This is a genomic window from Pseudonocardia sp. ICBG601 (genome assembly GCF_020496245.1).
In genome coordinates, this window is record NZ_JAHLJA010000083.1 from 45286 (window position 1) to 65611 (window position 20326).

General features: G+C 69.4%; 17 protein-coding genes. 14 read left to right on the forward strand and 3 right to left on the reverse strand.

Translation table 11 applies throughout. The features are described from left to right. Positions 1-31 precede the first annotated feature (31 nt). The 3 genes from KPL57_RS23075 to KPL57_RS23085 all read right to left on the reverse strand — a co-directional run bounded on the left by KPL57_RS23075 (position 32) and on the right by KPL57_RS23085 (position 2410). Entirely contained in the window at positions 32-454 is a 423-nt protein-coding gene (locus KPL57_RS23075) for a hypothetical protein (protein ID WP_308252977.1), read from the reverse strand. A gap of 213 nt (positions 455-667) precedes the next feature. Beyond that, on the reverse strand, positions 668-1777 hold the full coding sequence (locus KPL57_RS23080) for a DUF6545 domain-containing protein (protein ID WP_226353150.1): 1110 nt from the start codon (positions 1775-1777) through the stop codon (positions 668-670). Positions 1778-2020: 243 nt separating this feature from the next. Beyond that, on the reverse strand, positions 2021-2410 hold the full coding sequence (locus KPL57_RS23085) for a hypothetical protein (RefSeq protein WP_226353151.1): 390 nt from the start codon (positions 2408-2410) through the stop codon (positions 2021-2023). A gap of 1832 nt (positions 2411-4242) precedes the next feature. On the opposite strand from KPL57_RS23085, the gene KPL57_RS23090 reads away from it, so the two are divergent. From KPL57_RS23090 to KPL57_RS67075, 14 genes are all read left to right on the forward strand, one after another. Further along, complete coding sequence (locus KPL57_RS23090; RefSeq protein WP_226353152.1) at positions 4243-4749, forward strand: hypothetical protein; 507 nt, start codon at positions 4243-4245, stop codon at positions 4747-4749. Positions 4750-5072: 323 nt separating this feature from the next. Then, positions 5073-6047: a MinD/ParA family protein gene (locus KPL57_RS23095; protein ID WP_226353153.1), complete on the forward strand. Its 975-nt coding sequence runs from the start codon at positions 5073-5075 to the stop codon at positions 6045-6047. Then, the gene (locus KPL57_RS23100; protein WP_226353154.1) at positions 6044-7147 is read left to right on the forward strand and encodes a glycoside hydrolase family 16 protein; all 1104 of its coding nucleotides are present in this window, start codon (positions 6044-6046) and stop codon (positions 7145-7147) included. The genes KPL57_RS23095 and KPL57_RS23100 overlap by 4 nt, the downstream gene beginning before the upstream one ends. Before the next feature lie 82 nt (positions 7148-7229). After that, entirely contained in the window at positions 7230-9362 is a 2133-nt protein-coding gene (locus KPL57_RS72585; protein WP_374203773.1) for a transglycosylase family protein, read from the forward strand. After that, on the forward strand, positions 9359-10513 hold the full coding sequence (locus KPL57_RS23110; protein WP_226353155.1) for a hypothetical protein: 1155 nt from the start codon (positions 9359-9361) through the stop codon (positions 10511-10513). Before KPL57_RS72585 ends, KPL57_RS23110 begins: the two co-directional genes overlap by 4 nt. A 115-nt stretch (positions 10514-10628) precedes the next feature. After that, on the forward strand, positions 10629-10982 hold the full coding sequence (locus KPL57_RS23115) for a hypothetical protein (protein ID WP_226353156.1): 354 nt from the start codon (positions 10629-10631) through the stop codon (positions 10980-10982). Next, positions 10979-11827, forward strand: coding sequence for a hypothetical protein (locus KPL57_RS23120; RefSeq protein ID WP_226353157.1), 849 nt, complete (start codon positions 10979-10981; stop codon positions 11825-11827). The genes KPL57_RS23115 and KPL57_RS23120 overlap by 4 nt, the downstream gene beginning before the upstream one ends. After that, positions 11824-13503 (forward strand): hypothetical protein, encoded by a 1680-nt coding sequence (locus KPL57_RS23125; RefSeq protein ID WP_226353158.1) that lies wholly within the window; start codon positions 11824-11826, stop codon positions 13501-13503. The genes KPL57_RS23120 and KPL57_RS23125 overlap by 4 nt, the downstream gene beginning before the upstream one ends. Then, entirely contained in the window at positions 13500-15032 is a 1533-nt protein-coding gene (locus KPL57_RS23130) for an SCO6880 family protein (protein WP_226353126.1), read from the forward strand. Before KPL57_RS23125 ends, KPL57_RS23130 begins: the two co-directional genes overlap by 4 nt. After that, positions 15029-16735: an ATP-binding protein gene (locus KPL57_RS23135; RefSeq protein WP_226353127.1), complete on the forward strand. Its 1707-nt coding sequence runs from the start codon at positions 15029-15031 to the stop codon at positions 16733-16735. Before KPL57_RS23130 ends, KPL57_RS23135 begins: the two co-directional genes overlap by 4 nt. Next, a complete protein-coding gene (locus KPL57_RS23140) occupies positions 16735-17886 on the forward strand; it encodes a C40 family peptidase (RefSeq protein ID WP_226353128.1) in 1152 nt (383 codons plus the stop codon). Before KPL57_RS23135 ends, KPL57_RS23140 begins: the two co-directional genes overlap by 1 nt. Before the next feature lie 319 nt (positions 17887-18205). Continuing rightward, a complete protein-coding gene (locus KPL57_RS23145; RefSeq protein ID WP_226353159.1) occupies positions 18206-19054 on the forward strand; it encodes a S9 family peptidase in 849 nt (282 codons plus the stop codon). 392 nt (positions 19055-19446) lie between these two features. Further along, on the forward strand, positions 19447-19578 hold the full coding sequence (locus KPL57_RS67070; protein ID WP_264198433.1) for a hypothetical protein: 132 nt from the start codon (positions 19447-19449) through the stop codon (positions 19576-19578). 42 nt (positions 19579-19620) lie between these two features. Continuing rightward, positions 19621-19755, forward strand: coding sequence for a hypothetical protein (locus KPL57_RS67075; RefSeq protein WP_264198434.1), 135 nt, complete (start codon positions 19621-19623; stop codon positions 19753-19755). The last annotated feature ends 571 nt before the right edge of the window (positions 19756-20326 follow it).

Here is a 20326-nt window from a genome sequence, read left to right on the forward strand (position 1 = left end):
CATCGCACGCCACTATCTCTTCTTGGAGTTTCTATAGAGTTAACAGTGTAAACATTCCACCGGCAAGTAGCCCTATCAGTGCACCGACGATTACCTGCGCTGTGGCGTGGTCATGAAGATGCACGCGCGACCAGGCAACCGCACCCACTAACAGCGCCGCCGCCCACCATTCCGGACCGCCTGATGAGGCCATGATCGCCACCGCACTCATGCAGACAGCAGCGTGGATCGATACTTTCCATGCAAGAGTGATCGCGCTGGTGACGAACAGTGTGGCGAGCAATGTGAGATCGAGGGCGATGAGCGGCCATGGCGCACGGAGAACGATAAGTAGCCCCAGGCCGATGGCACTGAATCCGATAGTGGCGAGCAGGGGGATCAGCCGCCCTCGTCGGTTACGGACATGGTGGCCGTCCCATCGGCCGGTGCGGGCCCCCCAGACGATTACCGCCATCGGCAGAATGCTACTCGTGAGCGCGATGAGCAGTCCCCATCCTAGCGTCGGGAGCAGCGCCCGCGTAACAACCCAAGCGAGCGCCAGCGGCAGCAGTGCGACTACCACGGATGGGGCTAAAATCTCGGTTAGCACGCGGGCTGCCCGGTCGATGACCGTTTGAGTGTGGCCGGATACTCGATCAGGAGATGCCATAGTGCGCAAAACGCTACCCTAGCTGGTTGTCTGATTTTCTGTGGGGCTCAAGTCCGAGTCCGTCGGAGGTGAAGTGAGCATTCGATATAAATCAGGTGCCGCACGAAGAGCATGATAGGCTCGCAACAGCCGTCGCGCCTGAGCTTCGATGTCCATCTCCGGAATGGCATCAACCTCGGGAGTCTCCTTCTCCTTCTCCTTCTCCTTCTCCTTGCCTGGTTCTTGCTCGGCGGCCACTCCCCTCGCGAACACGTAGGCGTCGCTGAGAGCGGACACGCCTAGGTGGCCGCGCCCGGCGACGATTTCACGGGTCACCGCGACGTCCTTCTCAGCTTCGGTCACATGACGGGAAGCGCGGAGTTCAATGTCGCAGATTTCAAAGACTCGCCCGCACAAACGTGTTGTGGGGCTGACAGACGATTGGTGACGCTCGGCGAAGTATAGGTCCTTCAGGTTACCTTGGGCGATGAGCTCCCAGAGTGGCCTGAGTCGGCGGTAGAGGCGCTGATGCCGATAGTCAATTTGTTTGCGGACGATAAGTTTGACGAATTGGGGCGCCCAAAACCGCGAGAGCCAACCGAGAGTGCCGAGGACTAGTGCGACTAGCGGAAGTACCGTGCTGATGACGAGTTCCAGCGAGTCCTTATGGATTGTCCCCCACCTCGGGAGGAGCCCAACAGAGTAGGCGCCGACGCTCCACAAACGCCCGGCCAGATAGAGCAGTACTACAGCGCATACGGTGCGATGAAGATGCAGACTGACGCGACGCCATGCTTCCGGCTCCAAGCGGAGCTGCTTGGACAAAAGAACAGTAAGACCGATTATCGCCCACCCGAACCCAACACTGTATATCGTGTAATAAGCGATCACCGATGGATGTAGCCGGGGGACCAGGAAAACGGCCTCACTGATATGCGTTGCCGCGAAACATGCTGCCATTCCAGCGGAAGCAACCGACAGGACCGCGGCACGGCGCAGAATGAGCCGCCGCGCTGAAAGCAAGTCCAACTGACTAAACGCCACTACAGCGGTAACGCTCAACCCTGCCGCAAGAACCAGAACATTTCCCAGAAGCTGGGAAATGTTGGGGTAAACAATATCTATAATGTCCCTGCTGGGTGGGGCCATGACGGCCACTGCGAGCCCCAAGCTCGCCATGTACAACAACATTGCCCGTACTTCTGGCGGTGTAGTTCTACCCACCTTCCGTCGGTGAAGTCGCCATCGTATAGTAGCGACACAGAAACAGACCACGGGAAACAGATAGTACACCGTAGTGTTGGCAACTTCGGCAGGAGACATCTCGCCGCTAAACTCTTTCTGCGTTGGATATATGGGTTGTAATGCTCGATGCGGAGCACCTGAGTGCCGCTACCCACCCCCTTCCTGCGAGTCGCAATCTGTGTTTCCCGAGAAGCTTCGCAAGATGCGCAGGACAACCTCCCGATCCTGCTCCCCGATCTGTGTGCTCCGAAAGAAAATCTCCTTCACGTCCGCGCTTCGTGCCGCTACGAGGATTTCTATCTGCTTTTTAATGTCTTCCGCTTCGGGTCCGTCGAAGAAGTACCCAGCTGGAATTCTAAAGAATTCAGCTAAACCGCCTATGAAGTCCAGGGTGGGGTTTTTGCGTTGCCCGCGGCGGAGTACCCGCACGTACTGACTGGTCGCTTTATATCCGGCTTGTCGCACTCCGGCTGCGACTTCAGAATTTGAATAAGGTCCTCGCCCAGCGGGATAAAGATGGTCGAACAGATAGTTCAAGCGGTCAGCAAATGAATCGCTAGGATTGTGGTTCAGCTGGGATTCCTGGCCTTCTGATGTGCCCAACAGGTCTCCTTCGTCAAGCTTGCAATGCAGTAAAGCTACTCCAGTCGACAGCTCTTCGGCTGCACTCCTCACCCGCCGAAAGTCGTTCTCATGCGAAGAGCTACAGTGTCACTCACTGCACCTTCTGTCTCCGATTTCGGCTCGGGCGAGGCGGCTGCAGCGGACAAGCAGGTAGCGAACGCCTCCGCTTCACGTTCCGCGCAGTCCTCGTAGACGCTCCTCCCGAGATAAACTGTCAGCGCCTCAGGAGTAATGCTGGCCATGCTTCGAAATAGAGGGGAATCTTCCGGCCTCCGCGCCGCGGCATGGTCGAGCACCATGTGTCCGACTTCATGCAGGATGATATGCGTAGCATGCGGAGCGTCCAATGGGAATCCTATCTCGTCATAGGTTCGCCTCGGGATGTATATTCCACACTCACCTCCTCCGAGTTCCCTAAATAAAAAGGTTCGCATCTTTATGGGCCGCCCCCTGTGGGTTTCTAATCGTTCCAGGTAGTCGCGGATCGACCCGTCAAAGTGGCCGATGGATTCGTTAAGATCGGAAATTACGCTCGCGCAGCGCTCAAGAACTTCCACATCAACTGACGGCTCTGTCACGGCGGCGGGGTTTCTCCGGAGACCTCTGCGTCGGCGAGGTGCGATCTGATCCTGCCCTCGGCGGGCCCATAGACCTCTACAACACCGAGGAGTGCCCCAAAATGTTATATCCATGTCGTAGGTCTCCGGTCCCGAAGAAGATGCGGGGAACTTTTCTTCGTCAGCCCCCAAGATGGGGACTCGCCATTTTTCGTCCTGCTCTCGTAGCGCTACGAGTCGCCGGAAGCAGCTTTCGACCGGGAGCCAGGACCCTGGATCGGCCGTCAGGGACCCCGTGGGGATTCCGATCCCCACAGCGACCTGGACGACTTCCTCCGCGGACAGCGCGACCCTCCCGTCCGAAGCCACCTGTCTCAGCACCCGGCGCGCATCAGGTCTCGGCCACGCCGAGTCGCTCCGCAGGCCGCGCGACTCGTGATCCAGCTTCAGCACGGTTGATGACAGAAAGCTGAGTCTTTCGAGTAAGGTTCCATCAACTGATCGTGTCGTCACGCGTACTCCACGTAGGCGCACTGCGGCAGGGGTAGGCCACTTCGCCCGGCGATCGTTCTTCGCGTCATCCGCCTCCACCTATCCGAACTATAGTTTGCTGACCCTAGCAGGGCATGCGGTCCCCGTCGCCACCGAGGCGGCCACGCCGGCCCGTCGCCTTTGCGATTTCCCCAGGTACATTGCCATATATCTAGCAGTATTGCGGACCCGCAGCGCCCAGTCTATAGTTTGGGCGCTCAGATGCGAGGGAGGCGCGATGATCGGTGTAAGCATGGACGGTGCGGCACTCGGCTTCCCGTCTGTCTCCGGCTGCGATCGGCCGGTCTGATGTCACGACGCAGCAGTCCTGGTCCCGCCGAGTGCGTCTCTCCGTGGCTGGTAGCGCCAGGACTCGGTTCCCGGGACACGGCGTCCGACAGTGCAGAACCTCGGGATGATCTTGGGACCGCATCCGTGCACGTCATTACCTCGCGGCGCCCACGACCGGACCGTCCAGCAGCGCAGCGTGGAGGGCCCGGCGGGCACTACTGCTCTGCTGCGCCCGATCCTGGTGATCATGTTGAGTTAGCGTCGCCGCAGGTCAGGTTCGACGAAGCGTTCCCAGCGGCGGCGCCGCGGCGGCGGCCTCTCGACCGTGTCCCGGCGGAGCCGTCGTTCGCCCGTGCGGTGCGTTCGGTGGAGCCGGTGTCGGATGTGGAGGCGTCGGCGTTCGCTGCCCGCTTCGCCTGCGATTTCCAGTCGTTCGACGAGGACGTGCCGTGGCGCCGCGCTGAGGTCCTGCGCGAGGTCCTGGCCGATGTGCAGGCGTGTACGTGGGGCTGGTCCGGTGCGGGCCGTCAGCGTGCGGATTCCCCGTTGCCGGGGCGGTTGTATCGGCGGTCGGACACGGTGGTGTTCGTCGAGGTCGTCGTCCGCGCCACGCCGTACGTCCGTGCTGGAACAGCGCCCGAGGCCGATGACTCGGCTGTGTCCGCCGCTGAGCACAGCGGTCTGGTGGAGCCGGCGGGGACGATCGGCCGCTCGTGCGCCCCGCCGGAGTCGGCCGCGGTGTGGACCGCGGTCGAGCCGCGGTGGGTGCGGATGACTGTGCCGGTCACCCGCGCCGCGGAGGACGGCCGTCTGGTCGTCGATCCCGGTCTGCTCACCGGGCCCACCGGTAACGAAACAGGCGGTGGTCGTTGATGTCGGGTAATCATGTGTCGTCGTCGGAGGCGGCGGAGTCGGGTGGGACGCCGGCGTGGCTGACCGGGGATGCTGCGGCGTGGGCGGTTCCCGGTACGCCGCCCGCGGCCGAGCCGCCGGTGTCGGCTCCCGAGGGCACGGGCGGGTCCCCGGAACCGCCGGTGGCTCCCGCCGCGGACCCGCAGACTGTTCGATCTGCTGTCGAGCCGCCGGAACCAGCGGCACCGCCGGCGGCGTTCTGGAGCACCGACACCGCCGAGTCCGGCGATGGCTCCGCACCTGGAGCACCCGGGTTTTCCGATGGTGGTGCGTTCGCTGATGTGGTGCGTCCGAAGCTCGCGGCGCCGACGCATGGTTGGCGGGCTGCGGTCTACGCGCTCACGGCTGGTCGGTGGAATCCGGGCCTGTCCGAGGCCGAGCTGCGGTTGAAGGACCAGGTGCGGCGGGTCACGACACCGCTGTCCGGGCCGTTCTCCGTCGCGGTCGGCAGCATCAAAGGTGGTGTCGGGAAGACGACGTGTACCGGTGTGCTCGGGCTGGCGATGGCCGAGTACCGCGGGGACCGAGTCATCGCGATCGACGCCAATCCCGACGCGGGGACCTTGGGTGACCGCCTGGTCGGAGAGGCCCAGGCGGGGCGGCGGACGGTGCGTGACCTGCTACGCGACCTGGACCAGGTCCGTACTTCTACGCAGCTGTCGGGTTACACCCACCTCGCCGGCCGCTTACGCGTGCTCACCTCGGAGCAGGCCCCGGAGCTGTCGGAGATGTTCTCCGAGCGCGACTACGAGCGTGTCCTGCGGCTGCTCTCGATCTATCACGAGCTGCTGCTCACAGACTGCGGCACCGGCCTGGTGCATTCGGCGATGCAGGGCACGCTGCGCCACGCCGACTCCCTGGTCGTGGTGGGTGCGCCGACGAAGGACGGGGCGTCGCGGGCGGCGCGGACGTTGCAGTGGCTGGCCACCCACCAGGACTCGTCGGGCCGGTTTCGGTATCGGGACCTGGTCCGTGACGCCGTCGTCGTCCTGTCGTGTGATCGACAGTCCCGCTATGTCGATGACACCGTCATCCGCGACTACTTCGCCTCCAGGGTGCGGGCGGTGGTCGAACTGCCCGCCGACCCGCACCTGGCGACCGGGGACATCATCGATCTCGACGCCCTGGCCCCCGCGACGCGGGATGCGGTCCTCGAACTCGCCGCTGTGGTCGCCGACGGTTTCCAGAGCCGCACCCACGGTCTGGCCTCGCACGGTTTCCGCACCGACCACGCCGACCGTCAGGCCGGTATGCGGTGATCGGTTCCGGGCTGGTCACCGCCGTGGTGGGAGCGGTGACGTCGCTGGCGGTCGCGTTCGCTCCGGCCGCGCCTGTCCCGGCGGACGCACGAGTCGAATGCGGCTGGCGTATCACCGCGGTGCACGTCCTGGCCGAACTCGACGGCGATCGTTCCGAGCGGGCGCGGGCGTGGCGGTCGGCGTTGACCAGCGTCGGCGCCGACCAGCCCGGCTTCATCCCCGCCACCTGCTACCAGGCCGGGAACCACCCGGATGATCATGAAAGCGGATCCACCGATCATCCAGCACAGACCGGACAGACCGGACAGGACGCGCAGGGCGGTTCTTCTGCGCTGCCGGGCGTGCCCGGCCAGGGCGACACCGCAGGTGAGGTGTTCGGCTGGGGTGCCCCGGACGTTGTCGACGACTTCACCGGCACACAGCTGGGGCCCGGGTGGAACGCCTACGACGGCCCCGGGCATGCCGGGAACGGCACCCGCTCCCCGGCCGCGGCGACCGTCGCTGACGGCATTCTGACGATCGACGGGACCGGGGACGGCACGACCGCCGGCCTGGCCTGGACCGCGCACTCCCAGAAATACGGCCGCTGGGAAGTGCGGATGCGCGCCCCGACCGGGTCCCCCTCCTACAACGCCCTCGCCCTGTTGTGGCCGACCGAGGAGAACTTCCCGGTCGGCGGGGAGATCGACTTCGCGGAGATCATGGACCCGGCCCGCGACAAGATCGAACTGTTCCTGCACTACGGCGCGGACAACTCCCAGGTCCACGGCGAACTGACCATCGACGCCACGCAGTGGCACAACTACGCGGTCGAGTGGACACCCGACGGTGTGACCGCGTTCGTCGACGGCCGCGAATGGTGGAAGACCACCGACACTTCGATCTTGCCGCCCGGCCCGATGCACCTCTGTTTGCAGCTTGACTGGTTCCCGCGCGGCGACGGCGAACCGGGGCGGATGCAGGTCGACTGGGTCAAGCAGTGGGGCCTCGCCGCTGGCGAGGGATCGTCCACGACCTCCGGTGGCAGCGCCGGCTCGACCGATGCGGATTCGTCGACCTCGATCACCGACGAGATCAACAACAACACCGGCAGGTCCTAGCCGCACCTCATCTACCGCACCAGCCCGTGCTCCCCGGCCCCCTGCTGACCTGCTGACCTGCTGACCTGGAGGATTTGCCTGCATGTCCCCGCTACCGCGTCCGCCCTGGCGACGGTCGTCTCGTGCGGCGCGGCCGTCGTGGGCCGATCACGTCCCGCGCCGCCGCCTGTCCACGCAGCTGTCCGACCGGCTGTCCGACCGTCTTCCCGCTCAGGTGTCGACCGTGGTGGTGCGCCGCTCCGCGGTCGCGGTCCTGACCGCGACCGCGCTACTCGGCGGCGGCGCCTACACCGCCACCGCCCTCACCACCGCACCGGACGAGCCGGTGACAGTGCTCGGACTGACCGCGACCGGGGCTTGCGATAATCGCAAGGCCGCACGTCAGCACGCCGCCGCGACCGCGACACGAGCGCAGGCCCGGACGCTGCTCACCGACCTCACCCTGTCCGACGACCCGGCCGACCACGCCCTCGCCGAACAGATCACCGACCTCGGATTCCGCCCCGCCACACAGTCGGTCGAGTGGCGTCAGCACGCCGTGGACGTCTCTGACCAGCTTCACCACCTGGACAGCGCTGATCCGCAGGTCCGCGAGGTGGGTGTGCGGCTGGCCGCGGCCGGGCTCGGCCCCACCCCGGCCGATCTGGTGGCCCCGCCGCCTGCGGCGGACCTCGTCGACGACACCGCCGCCGGGACCGCTGCGGTGCTTGGTGCTGTCGACCAGGCCCGCTCCGCCGTCACAGCACCGGCAGCACCGGCAGCACCGATGGAGCGGCCGCGGGCTGCGGCGCCGCCGGTACCCGCGGCCTGCACCGACCAGCACCACTCGGCCACGCCTCCGGCTTCGCTGGGAGCACCGCCCGCGGGAGAAAAGACCGTCCCGACCAGCACTGCACCGGCCGGTGAACCGGCGGCACCGGCCGCTACTGCTGCGCTGCCTGCCCCAGCCGCACCCACCACGACACCACCGACGCCCACCGGCCCCAACAGCAGCAGCGACCGGGCCACCGACAGCCGGGACACGACCGATCCCGCCCCGAGCAGCGCGACGACCACGCCCCGAACCTCAACACCCGCGACCTCAACACCCGCGAACTCGACACCGGCCACCGCCCCGCGTTCGACATCGTCGAACACCGTCGTCACCGACGTGCAGACCGGCCCTGGACAGGCCTCGTCGGCGGAGGACGCTGCGGCGGCGCGGGAGGCGATCGGGATGGTCAGCGACCTGCTGTCGGCGATCGCCACCTCCGGTGACGCCGATGCCACCCAGCTCGGGGCGACCGTCCTCGACGGCATCGACCGTGATCGCCTCGCCGCGCTGGGCGCCGACCCGGCCGATCTGGACGCCCTCGACCACCTCCGCGCCACCGCCGACAGCGACCAGCCCACGGCGGGCACGGCCCCGACACCGAAGCCGCCGTCGGAGTCAGAGTCAGAGGCCGGTGAGGTCCGGCCCGGCGCAGCGATCACCCGCACCCAGACCAGCAGAAACGGCAGCACCGCCGAGGCCACGTCCAGTTCCGCCGCTACCGAGAGCGGCGCTGGTCAGGACACCAGCGCGGGTCAGGACACGAGCGCAACGCCCGAGACCCAGACCAGCAGGTCGGGAGCTGTGTCGGCGAGTTCGGGAGCGGTGTCGGCGGGCATCGAGAAGCTGACCGCTCAGGCCCGCGCTGCGGCCGAGGTCGACCCGGTCGCCCAGGACCTCCTCGACGCCCTCGACCGCACCAGCACCAGCACCGGTGCCGGCACCGGTGTGAAGGGCAGCCGCACGACCAGCACCGACAGCGGCACCGGTGCCGCCGGGAACGACACCACCGGAGACGCCGCTGCTGGTGAGCGGGCCGAGGACGGCGTGGCCGCTACCGATGACCACGCCGCTCGTGGCGGCGCTGCTGGTGAGCAGCCGCGTAGGGCCGGGGTGGGGGCCGAGCCGCCGCCGGTGACAGACGGAGGAGTCGCAACCTCGGCGGCGGGCTCGACCTGGGACAAGCTAGCCCACTGCGAGTCCGGCGGGAACTGGAGCACCAACACGGGCAACGGCTACGCCGGCGGCCTGCAATTTTCCCCGTCGACCTGGCGGGCCTTCGGCGGCGAAGGCCACGCGCACGAGGCGTCGCGGGCCGAGCAGATCGAGGTCGCCAAGCGAGTGCAGGCCGTGCAGGGCTGGGCGGCGTGGCCGGCCTGTTCGAAGCGACTCGGGCTCCGATGACCGCCGCCACCAACGCAACCGACGGCACCGACGACCGCGCCGTGGAAGGTCCCGGCCTGTCCGCGGCCGCGGCCGGTTCGGCGGCGCGGCCGCGGTCGGTCCCGCAGCTGTGTCACCTGCTCGGTACCGCCGCCCGCCGCGGCGCCGTCGGGGCGGGCCTGGATGCAACGGATGTGGAGATGATCGTGGATTTGACCGCCGTCGCCGCGGCCCGCAGCGCCCGCGCTGGTAGTCCTACCGACACGCTCGCCGTAGCTGAGCAGATGGGCGCCACGGTCGCCGCCGTGGCGGCCCGGGGACGGCAGGTGTGGCCCGATCACGTCGGGGCGGCGGACTGGGCACCGTTCGGGGCGGTCATCCCCGTGCTGGCCGGGTCCCCCGCCGCGGGGGCGTCGACGGTCGCCGCGGCGATCACCGACATCATCCACCAGGACAAACGCTGCTGTCTGCTCATTGATGCCGATGACCCGGCCCGGTCCGGTCTCGCTCAGGCCGCCGGTGCGGACGGGCCGTGGACACGCCCGGTCACCGACCAGGTCCAGGTCCGCTACAGCTGGCGCGGGGGCCGCCCCGGCGCCGGTGCGCTGCTGGCCCGCCTCGACACCACCATGCCCGGTGTGACGCCGGGGATGGTGCCCGCGCCGCCGGACTGGCTCCCCGACCCGCCGCCGCGACCGCTGCACGTCACCGTCGCCGATCTGGGCAACGGCGGCTGGCGGGCCGCAGCGGCGGTGACCTCCGGTGCCGGCGGGTGGCTACGCGGCGGGGAGCTGATGCCGCGCCCGGTGCTGGTCGTGCGCGCTACGCGGCCGTCGCTGCGCGCCGCCGAGCAGGTCCTGGCCCGTCACGACACCTGGGTCCAGGCCGGGGTCGCGGCACCGGTGTGCGCGCTGGTCGTCAACGGCGCCAAACGCTGGCCGGTCGGGATCGACGGCGCCACCGGGCCACGACTGTCGACGCTGCTCGACGGCGCGGTGTTCATCCCACCGAACGCCGCGGTCGAAGCCGACGGCGTCACCCCCGACCCGCTACCGGACAAAGTCACCGACGCACTCCGACCGCTGCTCGCCTCCTGGGGCGTGATCGACCTGCTGGCCGGGTCGGCCGCCGCCCGCGACACCCCAGGACCAGGCCGAGGACCAGGCCCGTGACCAGCACACCGCCGTTGACAGCTGGTTCCCGTGTTCGCTGCTCTGAGGAGCGCTCCCCGTGTTGAGAACTATTTCCGATAATGCTGTGTGGTTCAGTGCCGGGCGGTTCGGTGCCGTGCTGATGGCGCGCCCGGGTCAGCAGCCGCCGCCGCCTGCGCCGCCGCCGGGCGGTCAGGCCGGGCAGGAGCAGGGTTTGCCGCAGTTGCCGACGGTGGTGCCGAAGCCGTTGCCCGGCCGGTTCGGGGACACCACCGAATACCTCGGCGGTGTGATCATGTCCCTGGCGGGCTGGTCGGTGCCGGTCCTGTTCTTCCTGGGTGTGCTCACCATCGGCGCCGGACGGCTGTGGGGTAACCGGCTCGCGGCGATGGTCGGCGCCGGGATGCTCGGCACCTCGGTCCTGGCCGGTGTGCTCTGGGCATCCGGCCAGAACCTGATCAAGATGATCGCGACCGGCGAACTCGAATGACCACACCACCAGCATTCGAGCCGTCTTCTTCTCCGCCGCTGGTGCGGGAGCCGAACCGGCGGCGCGGCTACGCGATCGCCGCCGGCGCCGGCGTCCTCGCAACACTGCTGCTCGCCGGCCTGGTCTACACGATCATGGGCTGGGTCGGCGGCCGGGACGAACCCGCGCCGGCGGCAGCACCGGCGGTGGAGGGTCCGGTAGCGCCGGAGTGGGCCTCAGAACAGGAATTGAGCAGCGCTCCGATGCTGCTGTTTCCGAATGCGGTGAGTTTCCCGCATGCATTGACCGCCGAGACGGCGGGGCCGCCGATCACGCTGCCGCCGCCGGGACGCGTGGTCGGGGTGCGGGTGCCGGACAGCTTCCCCGCGACCCCGGAGGGCGCGGTCGCGCAACTGGCAGCGATGACGCAGGCCGGGATGCTCGGCGGCGACCCGGCCGACTACGCCCGCGCGCACGACTCGATGACCGAGGCCACCGACGGGCCACGGGGGGACGGCTCGTTCCTCGCGCACCAGCTGACGAGCTTCCGCAAGAGCGCCGGACTACCGGCCCGCGGGCCGAAGCCCGGGATGTCGATCACCTGGACTCCGGCAGAGGCGCTGGTCAAGGGAACGGTCGGGGACCGGTTCGTCGTGGTCTGTGTGCTGGGGGAGTTCACGTTCGACTTCAAGGGCCAGGTCGTGTCCGGCGGGATGGGCGACTGCCAGGCCATGCGCCGAGTCCAGGCCGCCGACGGCACCGAGCAGTGGCGCATCGCGCGGGCACCACACGCAGCTCAGGCTCCCTCGCCGTGGCCGGGGACCGCTGAGGCCGTCGCCGCTGGATACCGGGCGATCGCTCGATGACCTGGCTGATGCAACCGGGCCCGGACCCTGCGCCGCCTCCGGCACCTGAGCCAGGTTTCTGGGACATCGTCACAAACCCGGGGGACACCTTCGGCCGGGCAGCCACGGAGTACGTCAAGGCCGGTGTCGTCGGTGTCCTGGAGTCGGTGTGGACGGCTGGGTTGGCGATGCTGCGCGACACCCTCGCGCTCATCGATCATCTGACGCGGTTCGATCTGGTTGCGTTGTTCGCTCCGGATCGTGGGTTGGGGCAGGTGTGGCCGGCGTTGTGGTGGCTGGCGATCCTGGTCGCTACCTGCGTGTTCTTCTCCCAGATCGTGGCGGTCGTGGTCCGCGGCGGGTGGGGGGCGTCTCGGTTGTTGCTGGGCCCGGTCCATTTCGGGATCGCGCTGGCCTTCATCTTGTCGTTGTCGGCGGGTCTGGTCGCCGCGGCGGACGGGATCGCCCGCGGGCTGCTGGAGCTGGCGCTCGGGTCACCGGATTTCGCCCGGGTGCTGGACCCGCCCCCGGCCGACCCGAATGCCCCGGCGGAGGAGCCGGTGACCGGTGTCGGGGCGATCTTCATCGACAACCCGGACCTGGGTGAAGGCCTGACCGAGATGACCCGGGCGATCATCATGGCCATCGCTGGGGCGCTCGGTGCGGCGGCGGCGGTCGGATTCGCGTTCGAGATGGTCGTGCGCCAGGCGATCATCGTCATGTTGATCGCGGTGTCCCCGATCGCGGCGGCGGGGTTGTTGTCGGGGGCGACGTCGGCGTGGTGGTGGCGGACCGCGCGGTGGCTGGCCGCGGCGATCCTCCTCGAGCCGGCGTTGGCGTTGCTGCTGGTCATCGGGGTCGGGATGCTGGGCAGCGCCTCCGGTGTGTCCGGGGTGTTGGCGGGGGCGGTGACGTTGCTGGCGGCGGTGTTCTGCCCGTGGGCGGCCTACAAACTGCTGGCGTTTGTCGATCCGGCGACCGGGGCGGGGATGGATGTGCGGGCGGTCATGGCGCGGCGCCCGGCCCCGGCGGGGGCGGCACGCCCCGGTGGTGTCGCAGCCGAGGAAGCGCATACGGCGCGGTTCGCCGAGCACGCCCGCGCTCAGGCCGGTGGGCGTGGTGGTGTCGCGGCGGGCGCGGTGCGGGCCGGCCGCGCGGTCGGCGGGGCCCTGACCAGCAGCTATCACGGTGTCGCGGCGGCGGGGGAGTACGCCGCGGGCCGGTTGAACCAGCAGGCCGCTCAGACCGGTGTCGGGCACGGCGGCGGCTTCGTGCTGCGCCGCACTCCCAGCGTCCGCCCGTCCCCGGTACCGGCCCGGCTGGCGGCGGCGCCCGATGTCGGCCACGGCGGCGCCCCGCCGCAGGTCACCCCGCCTGCTCCGGCGCCGGAGCTGGGCCGGGCCGCGACACGTGACCAGACCGACCGAATCCCCGACACCGGCAGCGGCGCTGGTGGCGGCGCTGGTGGCGGGGATTCGGGTGGCGCTGCGGGTGGTGAGTCTGCGCAGCGGCGGCGTGAGCTGGACCGGCTCGCCCAGCAGCAGGAGCGGGCGCCGCGCCCGGCGCCGGAGACCGACCGGCGCCCACCCAAGCCGCCACCGACCACACCGCCGCCGCCGTCCACGACACCGCCGTCCACGACACCGCCGTCCACGACACCGCCGCGGCCGCGGCCGGACACCGGGAGCGACCGATGACCACGACCGATCCCGGGCGGATGTATCGGAATCTGCACCACCGCGAAGGCGCCGGATGGCTCGCCGGGCTCTCGACCGGGCAGGCGGTCGTGGTGGGTGCGGCGTGTGTGCCGGTGGTGGTGGCGGTCGGGGCGGGGCGGTGGTCGGCCGCGTTCGGCTGGCTGGTCGTGGCGGCCGGTGTGTGGGTGTTGGTGACGGTCCCGATCCGGGGCCGGCCCGCACTGTTCTGGCTGGTTGACCTGGGAATGTTCACAGCAGGAGGAGTCGTGATGGGCTGGGCTGCGTGGCAGTCGAAGGCCGCGGCCGGGCGCGCCGACGACCCGGACGCCCCGGACCTACCGGGCGTGTTGGCGCGGTTCCGGTTCCACGACGGCCCACCGTTGTCGGAGAAGCGGTTGTGTCTGATCCAGGACAGCGTCGACGGTCAGTGGGCGATCACCGGGCGGCTCACGCACTCCGGTGTCGCGATGGCGTCGGCGGGCGAGTGCGAGGGCCTGGCCGCGCAGCTCGGGACGATGTTGATCGGCGTCGCGCACCGCGAGGTCATCGACCGCGTGTCGCTGCTGGTGCGCACCGTCCCCGATGACGGCACCGACTATGCGTTGTGGCGCGAACAGCACGAGAGCCCGGACGCCCCGGAGCTGACCCGGCAGATCGCCGCGGAGATCGACCGGACCGTCGCCGCCGCGTCCGTGCGAACGGAGCTGTTCGTGACCGTGTGCGGGACCGAGCACTCACTACGCCGGGCGGCGAAGGCCGCCGGCGGCGGCGTCCCGGGCCGCGCCTACGCGCTCTACCGCGTGTTGGACGGGGTCGCCGACGCGCTGCGCGGCATCGGGGTCACCGACGTGGCATGGTTGTCCTCCGCCGCGGTCGCCGAAGCTGTGCGCACCGGTTTCAACCCGGCCGCGGCGGCCCACCTACGCCACCAGCAGCTCACCCGCCCCGACCGGGAGACCCGGTTGTCGTGGTCGATGGCCGGGCCGGTGCTGGCGCCGACCCCGGCGGCGCGGCATTACGCCCACGACGGGTTCGCGACCGTCGCCTACGCCGTCCAGCCGCCGGTCGGGGGTACGGACTTCGGGTCCCTCGGCCCGTTGCTGGCGGTGCGGCGGGCGGGGGAGCGGCGGTCGTTGCAGATCCACTACGAGGTCCTCGATCCGTCCCATGCCCGCCGTCACGTCTCCCGGACCCGGTTCCGCGACACCCTGATCGCCGACCTGAAGGCGACTCGCGGTTTCGGGACGACGGTGGAGGATCAGCAGCGTCACGCTGGTGGGCACGCCCACGAGGCCGCGGTCGCGGCCGGGCACGCCCTGGTCCGCTACACCATCGCCGCCGCGACCACGGTCCCCTCGGACTGGGCGGACTGGGGCATCGAGGACGCCGCGGCCGGAATCGAGAACGACGCCGCGGACCGCTTCGGCCTGCTGCGCCTGGAACTCACCCAGGACGCCGCGTTCACCGCGGCATGCCTGCCCGTCGGCTACGGCCTCCCCGGTCTGCCGAACCGCAGGTGGCAACGATGACCATGTCCTCTCGACGGTTCACGCGGCGGTTCGGACGGCGGCGGCGGAGTGTGCCGGTGTCGCGTAGTACCGCCGAGTTGCTGACCGCGTTCACCGACCTCACCACCGAACAGCTCACCGTCGCGCCGCCGCCGGAGACCGGCGCCCTGGATGAGGGTGTTGCGTGGAATCTCGATCCGCGCCGCGGGCACCGCACCGCAGGTCGGGGCTGGGCCCCGGTCGATGCCGCCCGCCGGCTGCCGGTGTTCCGGGCCACGACCGACCAGATCGGCGGCCTGTTCCCGTTGCTGGCAGCGCACGGTGTGCCCGCGGTCGGTGCCCGGATGGGCTACGACGTCGCCACCGGCGGCTCCTTCTACACCCACCCACCGGAATGGGTCCTGAGAAAGATCGTCACCAACCCGAACATGATGATCTTCGGGAAGCCCGGGCGGGGGAAATCGTCGACGGTGTGTGCGTTCTGCCTGCGGATGATGCCGTTCGGCTTCAAAACGTTGATTTCCGGTGACCGGAAGGGCGAGTACACGCCGGTGCTGCGGGCACTCGGGATTGAACCGATCGCGCTCGGCCCCGGGTCACCGCGCCGCCTCAACGCCCTGGACCTCGGGCCACTACGTACGTACTGGCCGGCCTGGAGCACCGAGCGGCAACGCCGCGAACTCGACGTGATCCTCGGGCGCTGGAACCGGCTGCTGCTGTCGCTGGCCGCGGCCCAGGGCCATGTCCCGTCGGTGACCGACGAATACGTCCTGCACGCGGTGCTGCGGCGTCTGCTCGGCGCCGATGACACCACCGACCAGCTCCGCCCGGTCACGATCCCGCAGGTCACCGGACTGCTCGCCGACCCCGACACCGACTTGTGGGCCGGGACCCGGTTCGCTGACCGCACCGAGTTCACCACGCAGACTCGGGCGATCACCGACGCCCTGTCGAACCTGGTCACCGGGCCGCTGGCCGGGTTGTTCGACGCGGAGACGAACTTCGACCTCGACTGGGACGCCCCCATCCAATCGATGGACCTGTCGCGGCTCGACCCACTCGGGGACAAGGCCATGAACGTCGCCCTGACCTGCCTCGGGATGTGGTCGTCGATGCTCACCACCCTGCACAACACCGTCGACAACACCGGCACCGGCGGGGCGGGTGGTGCGCCGCGGATCGTGGTCCGCGACGAGGTCTGGCGCCAGATGGGCCTGGGCCTACGCGCGGTCCAGGCCATCAACGCCGACCTGCGCCTGTCCCGCAGTGATCGCACCATCCAACTGTTGATCATGCACCAACCCTCCGACCTCCACGCCGTCGGCGCCGCCGGATCCCACGAGGCCGCGATCGCCCGGGACTTCCTCGCGCTGTGCTCGACGAAAATCCTCCTCGGCCAATCCGACGCCATCACCGACGACCTCGCCGACCAACTCGGCCTCTCGACCACCGAGCAGGCCGCGATCACCGGATGGGCCATGCAAGCGCAAGGCCGCGCACTGTGGAAACTCGACAACCGCCCCGGCATGAAAATCCAAACCGTCCTGTCCGCCACCGAAAAAACGATCTTCGACACCGACGCCGGAATGCGCACCGGCCCTCGCGTCGAGGCCCTGACCAGCACCGATACCACCGGAAGCCCGGACGATGACCTCCCGCGCGCCGACACCGGCGACCCCACCGGGATCGCCGGTGTCAACGACTCGTTGACGGAGGAGTCGTAGTGGGACGGGGCGTGCTGGTCGCGGGCGGGCTCGGGTTGTCGGTGGTGCTGCTGGTGACCGCCGCGATCGGCGGGCTCGCCGTGATCGCTGTGTTGGGGATCGCCGGGGGCCGGTTCGGCTGCGGACCCGACGGTGGGCTCGGCGGCGGGGCGCAGTCCGTGGACGGTGTCGAGTGGACGGGCGAGCAGACCGAGAACGCGGCCACGATCGTCGCCCGCGTCGTGGAACGACAACTACCCAGAAGAGCGGCGGTGATCGCGCTCTCCACCGTCATCGTCGAATCCCGGCTGGTCAACGTCGCCTACGGCGACCGCGACTCCCTCGGCCTCTACCAGCAACGCCCGTCCCAGGGCTGGGGCCCGCCCGCCCGGGTGCTCAACCCGGTCGCGGCCACCGACTCCTTCCTCGACCGCCTCATCGCGCTGCCCGGATGGCACACCATGGCACCGGGGACGGCGGCGCAGGCGGTGCAGCGCTCAGCGTTCCCGGATCGCTACGCGCCTCAGGAGGGCCCGGCCGCAGCGCTGGTCGACCAACTCTGGGTGGGTGCGGACAATCCCGTAGAGCTACCACGCGGCACCGACAGCTCAGTCACCACGAACGCACAACTCGCCGCGAGCGTGTATGCCTGCCCGGACTCCGGCGGCGCCGGAGTGCCGCTGCCGACCGGACCGGTCGACCCGAAGAAACTCCCGGCCGGGTTCACCCCGCCCGCCGACCCGGTCGCGCGGGCGGCGGTCGGCTACGCCCTGGCCCAGCTCGGGAAACCGTACGTGTGGGGCGGGACCGGCCCGGACGGGTTCGACTGCTCCGGACTCATGCTCGCGAGCTGGGCCGCTGCCGGTGTCGCGCTCCCAGCAGGGACGGTCAGCCAGAAACACGCCGGGACATCGGTCCGCATCCAGGACATCGCGCCCGGCGACCTGGTGTTCATCCCGGGCTCGCTCGGCACAGCCGGGAATCCTCGGCACAACGGCATGTATGTCGGACACGGCCTGATCGTCAACGCCTACGACACCACCCGCGGCGTCGTCCTACAGCCACTGTCCGACTGGGCGGACAAGGTCACCCACATCCGCCGCGTCCACACACCAGCAATCGCACCGGCGGGCACACCGGCACCGGCTGTTGCGACAGGAGCGGCCTCATGACCCGCCGCCGACGCACCGCCGTCTGCGTGGTCGCGCTCGCCGCCACGCTGGGCCTCAGCACGGGTGAGGCCGCCGCCGCAGCCACGGTAATGAGAACGAAGTCCGCAGCCGCCGCAGCGGCCCCACCCGAGCACCGTAACGAAATACGTAACGAAACACCGCGCGAGGACCGGAGCGGGGACGTCTCACCGGTCGGGCGGTGGGAGACCCAGCAGCGCCCGCAACTCCTCCACGCGTTCGCCGAACACGTCTACGGACATCCGCTCCCCGCCCGGACGCGGTCACCTACAACACCACCGACCTCAGCACCTCCGGGGACGTGGCCGGGCGGAAGGTCGTCATCGCCGTGACCGGCCCGGCCGGGACCGCCCGGTTCACCCTGCGCCTGTTCACACCGGCTGGGCGAGAGGTCCGCGGGACGTTCCTGCTCATCGACCACCGCTCCGCGGTAGACGACACCGGCTCCACCAGCGACTACGCCCCGATCTCCCAGATCGTCGGCGCCGGCTACGCCCTGGCCGCCCTCGACGCGGGCGAGGTCGCCCCGGACGACCCCGGCCGGTTCCGTGACGGTGTCATCGGCGCCTTCCACCACCCAGACGCCGAGCTGCCCGACAACGCGGGCCGGACGATCGCCGCGTGGGCGTGGGCCGCGTCCCGAGCGCTGGACTACCTCCACACCGACGACGCCACCGCCGTCGGGGTCGACCCGGGCCGGGTCGCGGTCATCGGGCACTCCCGCGGTGGGAAGGCTGCGCTGTGGGCCGGGGCGCAGGACACCCGGTTCCCCGTCGTGGTCTCCAACAACTCCGGCGCGGGCGGGGCGAAACCCGCCGACACCGGCCGCGGCGAATCCCTCGACGCCCTCACCTCGCGTTCCCGCACTGGTTCCCACCGGTCTACCGCGCCTACGCCGACCGGCCCGACACCCTGCCCATCGACCAGGACCAGCTCCTCTCGCTCGTCGCGCCGGGCCGGCTGGTCGTCGCGAGCGCCACTGACGACGCGACGGCCGACCCGCAGGGCGAACACGCCGCCTACACCGCCGCCGAGCGCGCGTGGGCGCTCTACCAGCTCCCCGGCACCGGGCTCCCGAACACGGCGTGGCCACCAGCGACCGACCGGCCGTATCGCGGGCCGGCATGTCCTACCACCTACGCACCGGTAGCCACGGCCTCACCACCGACGACTGGCGCTTCTACCTCGACGGAGACCTCTTCCGATGGTGACCACCATCCACACCACACAGGACAAAACCCGGACAGAAGACGACAGGGCCGGTGAGGTCGTGTCGCTGTTCTACGTCGTCCCGGACGACCAGCTCGTCCCCGACCTGCACCCACACCTCGGGGCCTTCCGCCGTGGGGAGCACGTGTTCGCGACCGGCTACCTCCATCGGGCTGCTCGAAGCACCGTGCCTGACCTACCTGTGGCGCCGGGCCCGGGCCGGGCAGACACCCGTCGGGACCCGCGTAGAGAGTGGCGCATCGGGCGCCGGCGATCCCCGGGGACCGCCTCCACGTCACCGCACGGCGCACCAGCACGACCGGCAACAGATCCGTGTTCGCGGTCACCGCGGTCGACCAGCACGGCGTCCTGCGTCGCCGACGACGGCACGTCACCGCGCGGCTGGTCGACACGGCCGCGTTCCGGGCCCGACTCCGCCAACGCGCCATCGGGCGGGCGGCATGAGCCCGTTGACCGCAGATTCACCACAACAGGAAGGACCAGGCGATGAGGCGACGACACGACCACCGCAGCGGCACCTGGCGCTGGCAGCCACGACAGCGACCTGCCGCCACCGCCAACGACGCCGACGGCAACGCGGCCAACGACGGCGACCGGGCGAGTACACGACCGGACAGCTGACCTGGCGCCTCGGCGAACTCGGCTTCACACCACCACCACGACGGCGGCCGCGCCACGACGACACCGCACAGGACGGAGACGAGCAGCACATGATCGACTACCCTGAGCTTCCCGACCAGCGCCGCGACGACCGACGGGAAACGGTCTGCGCTGGGACGACACCGCTGGTAGCTACCGGTGCCCGACCTGCACACAGACGCCCCGAACGCTGGCGGTCGGACCGGTCGAGGCACTGGTCTGTAGCGACTGCGCGACCTACTGGCTCACGCCCACCGCCACCGGGCGGCAAGACCTGGAGGGCGTCGAGGACGTGTACCGGGCGGCGGATGTCTGGACAGCGACCTGACCGACTCGGGTAGCGGACACCGCGCTCGACGGGACGGTTCTCGGCTGCGGCGTCGGGCGGCGTAGGCCCGGTGGACCAGCGCGATCGCAGAGCAGACGGGGCGGTCGGTGCCGGTGGGCACTGGCTCGGCTACGTCTGCATAGAAGAAAGGACTGCGGCGCCCCATCCTCGGAAAGTTTGTGGGCGCCGCAGTCACAGTGCACTTATCAATGCAAGGGAGCACTT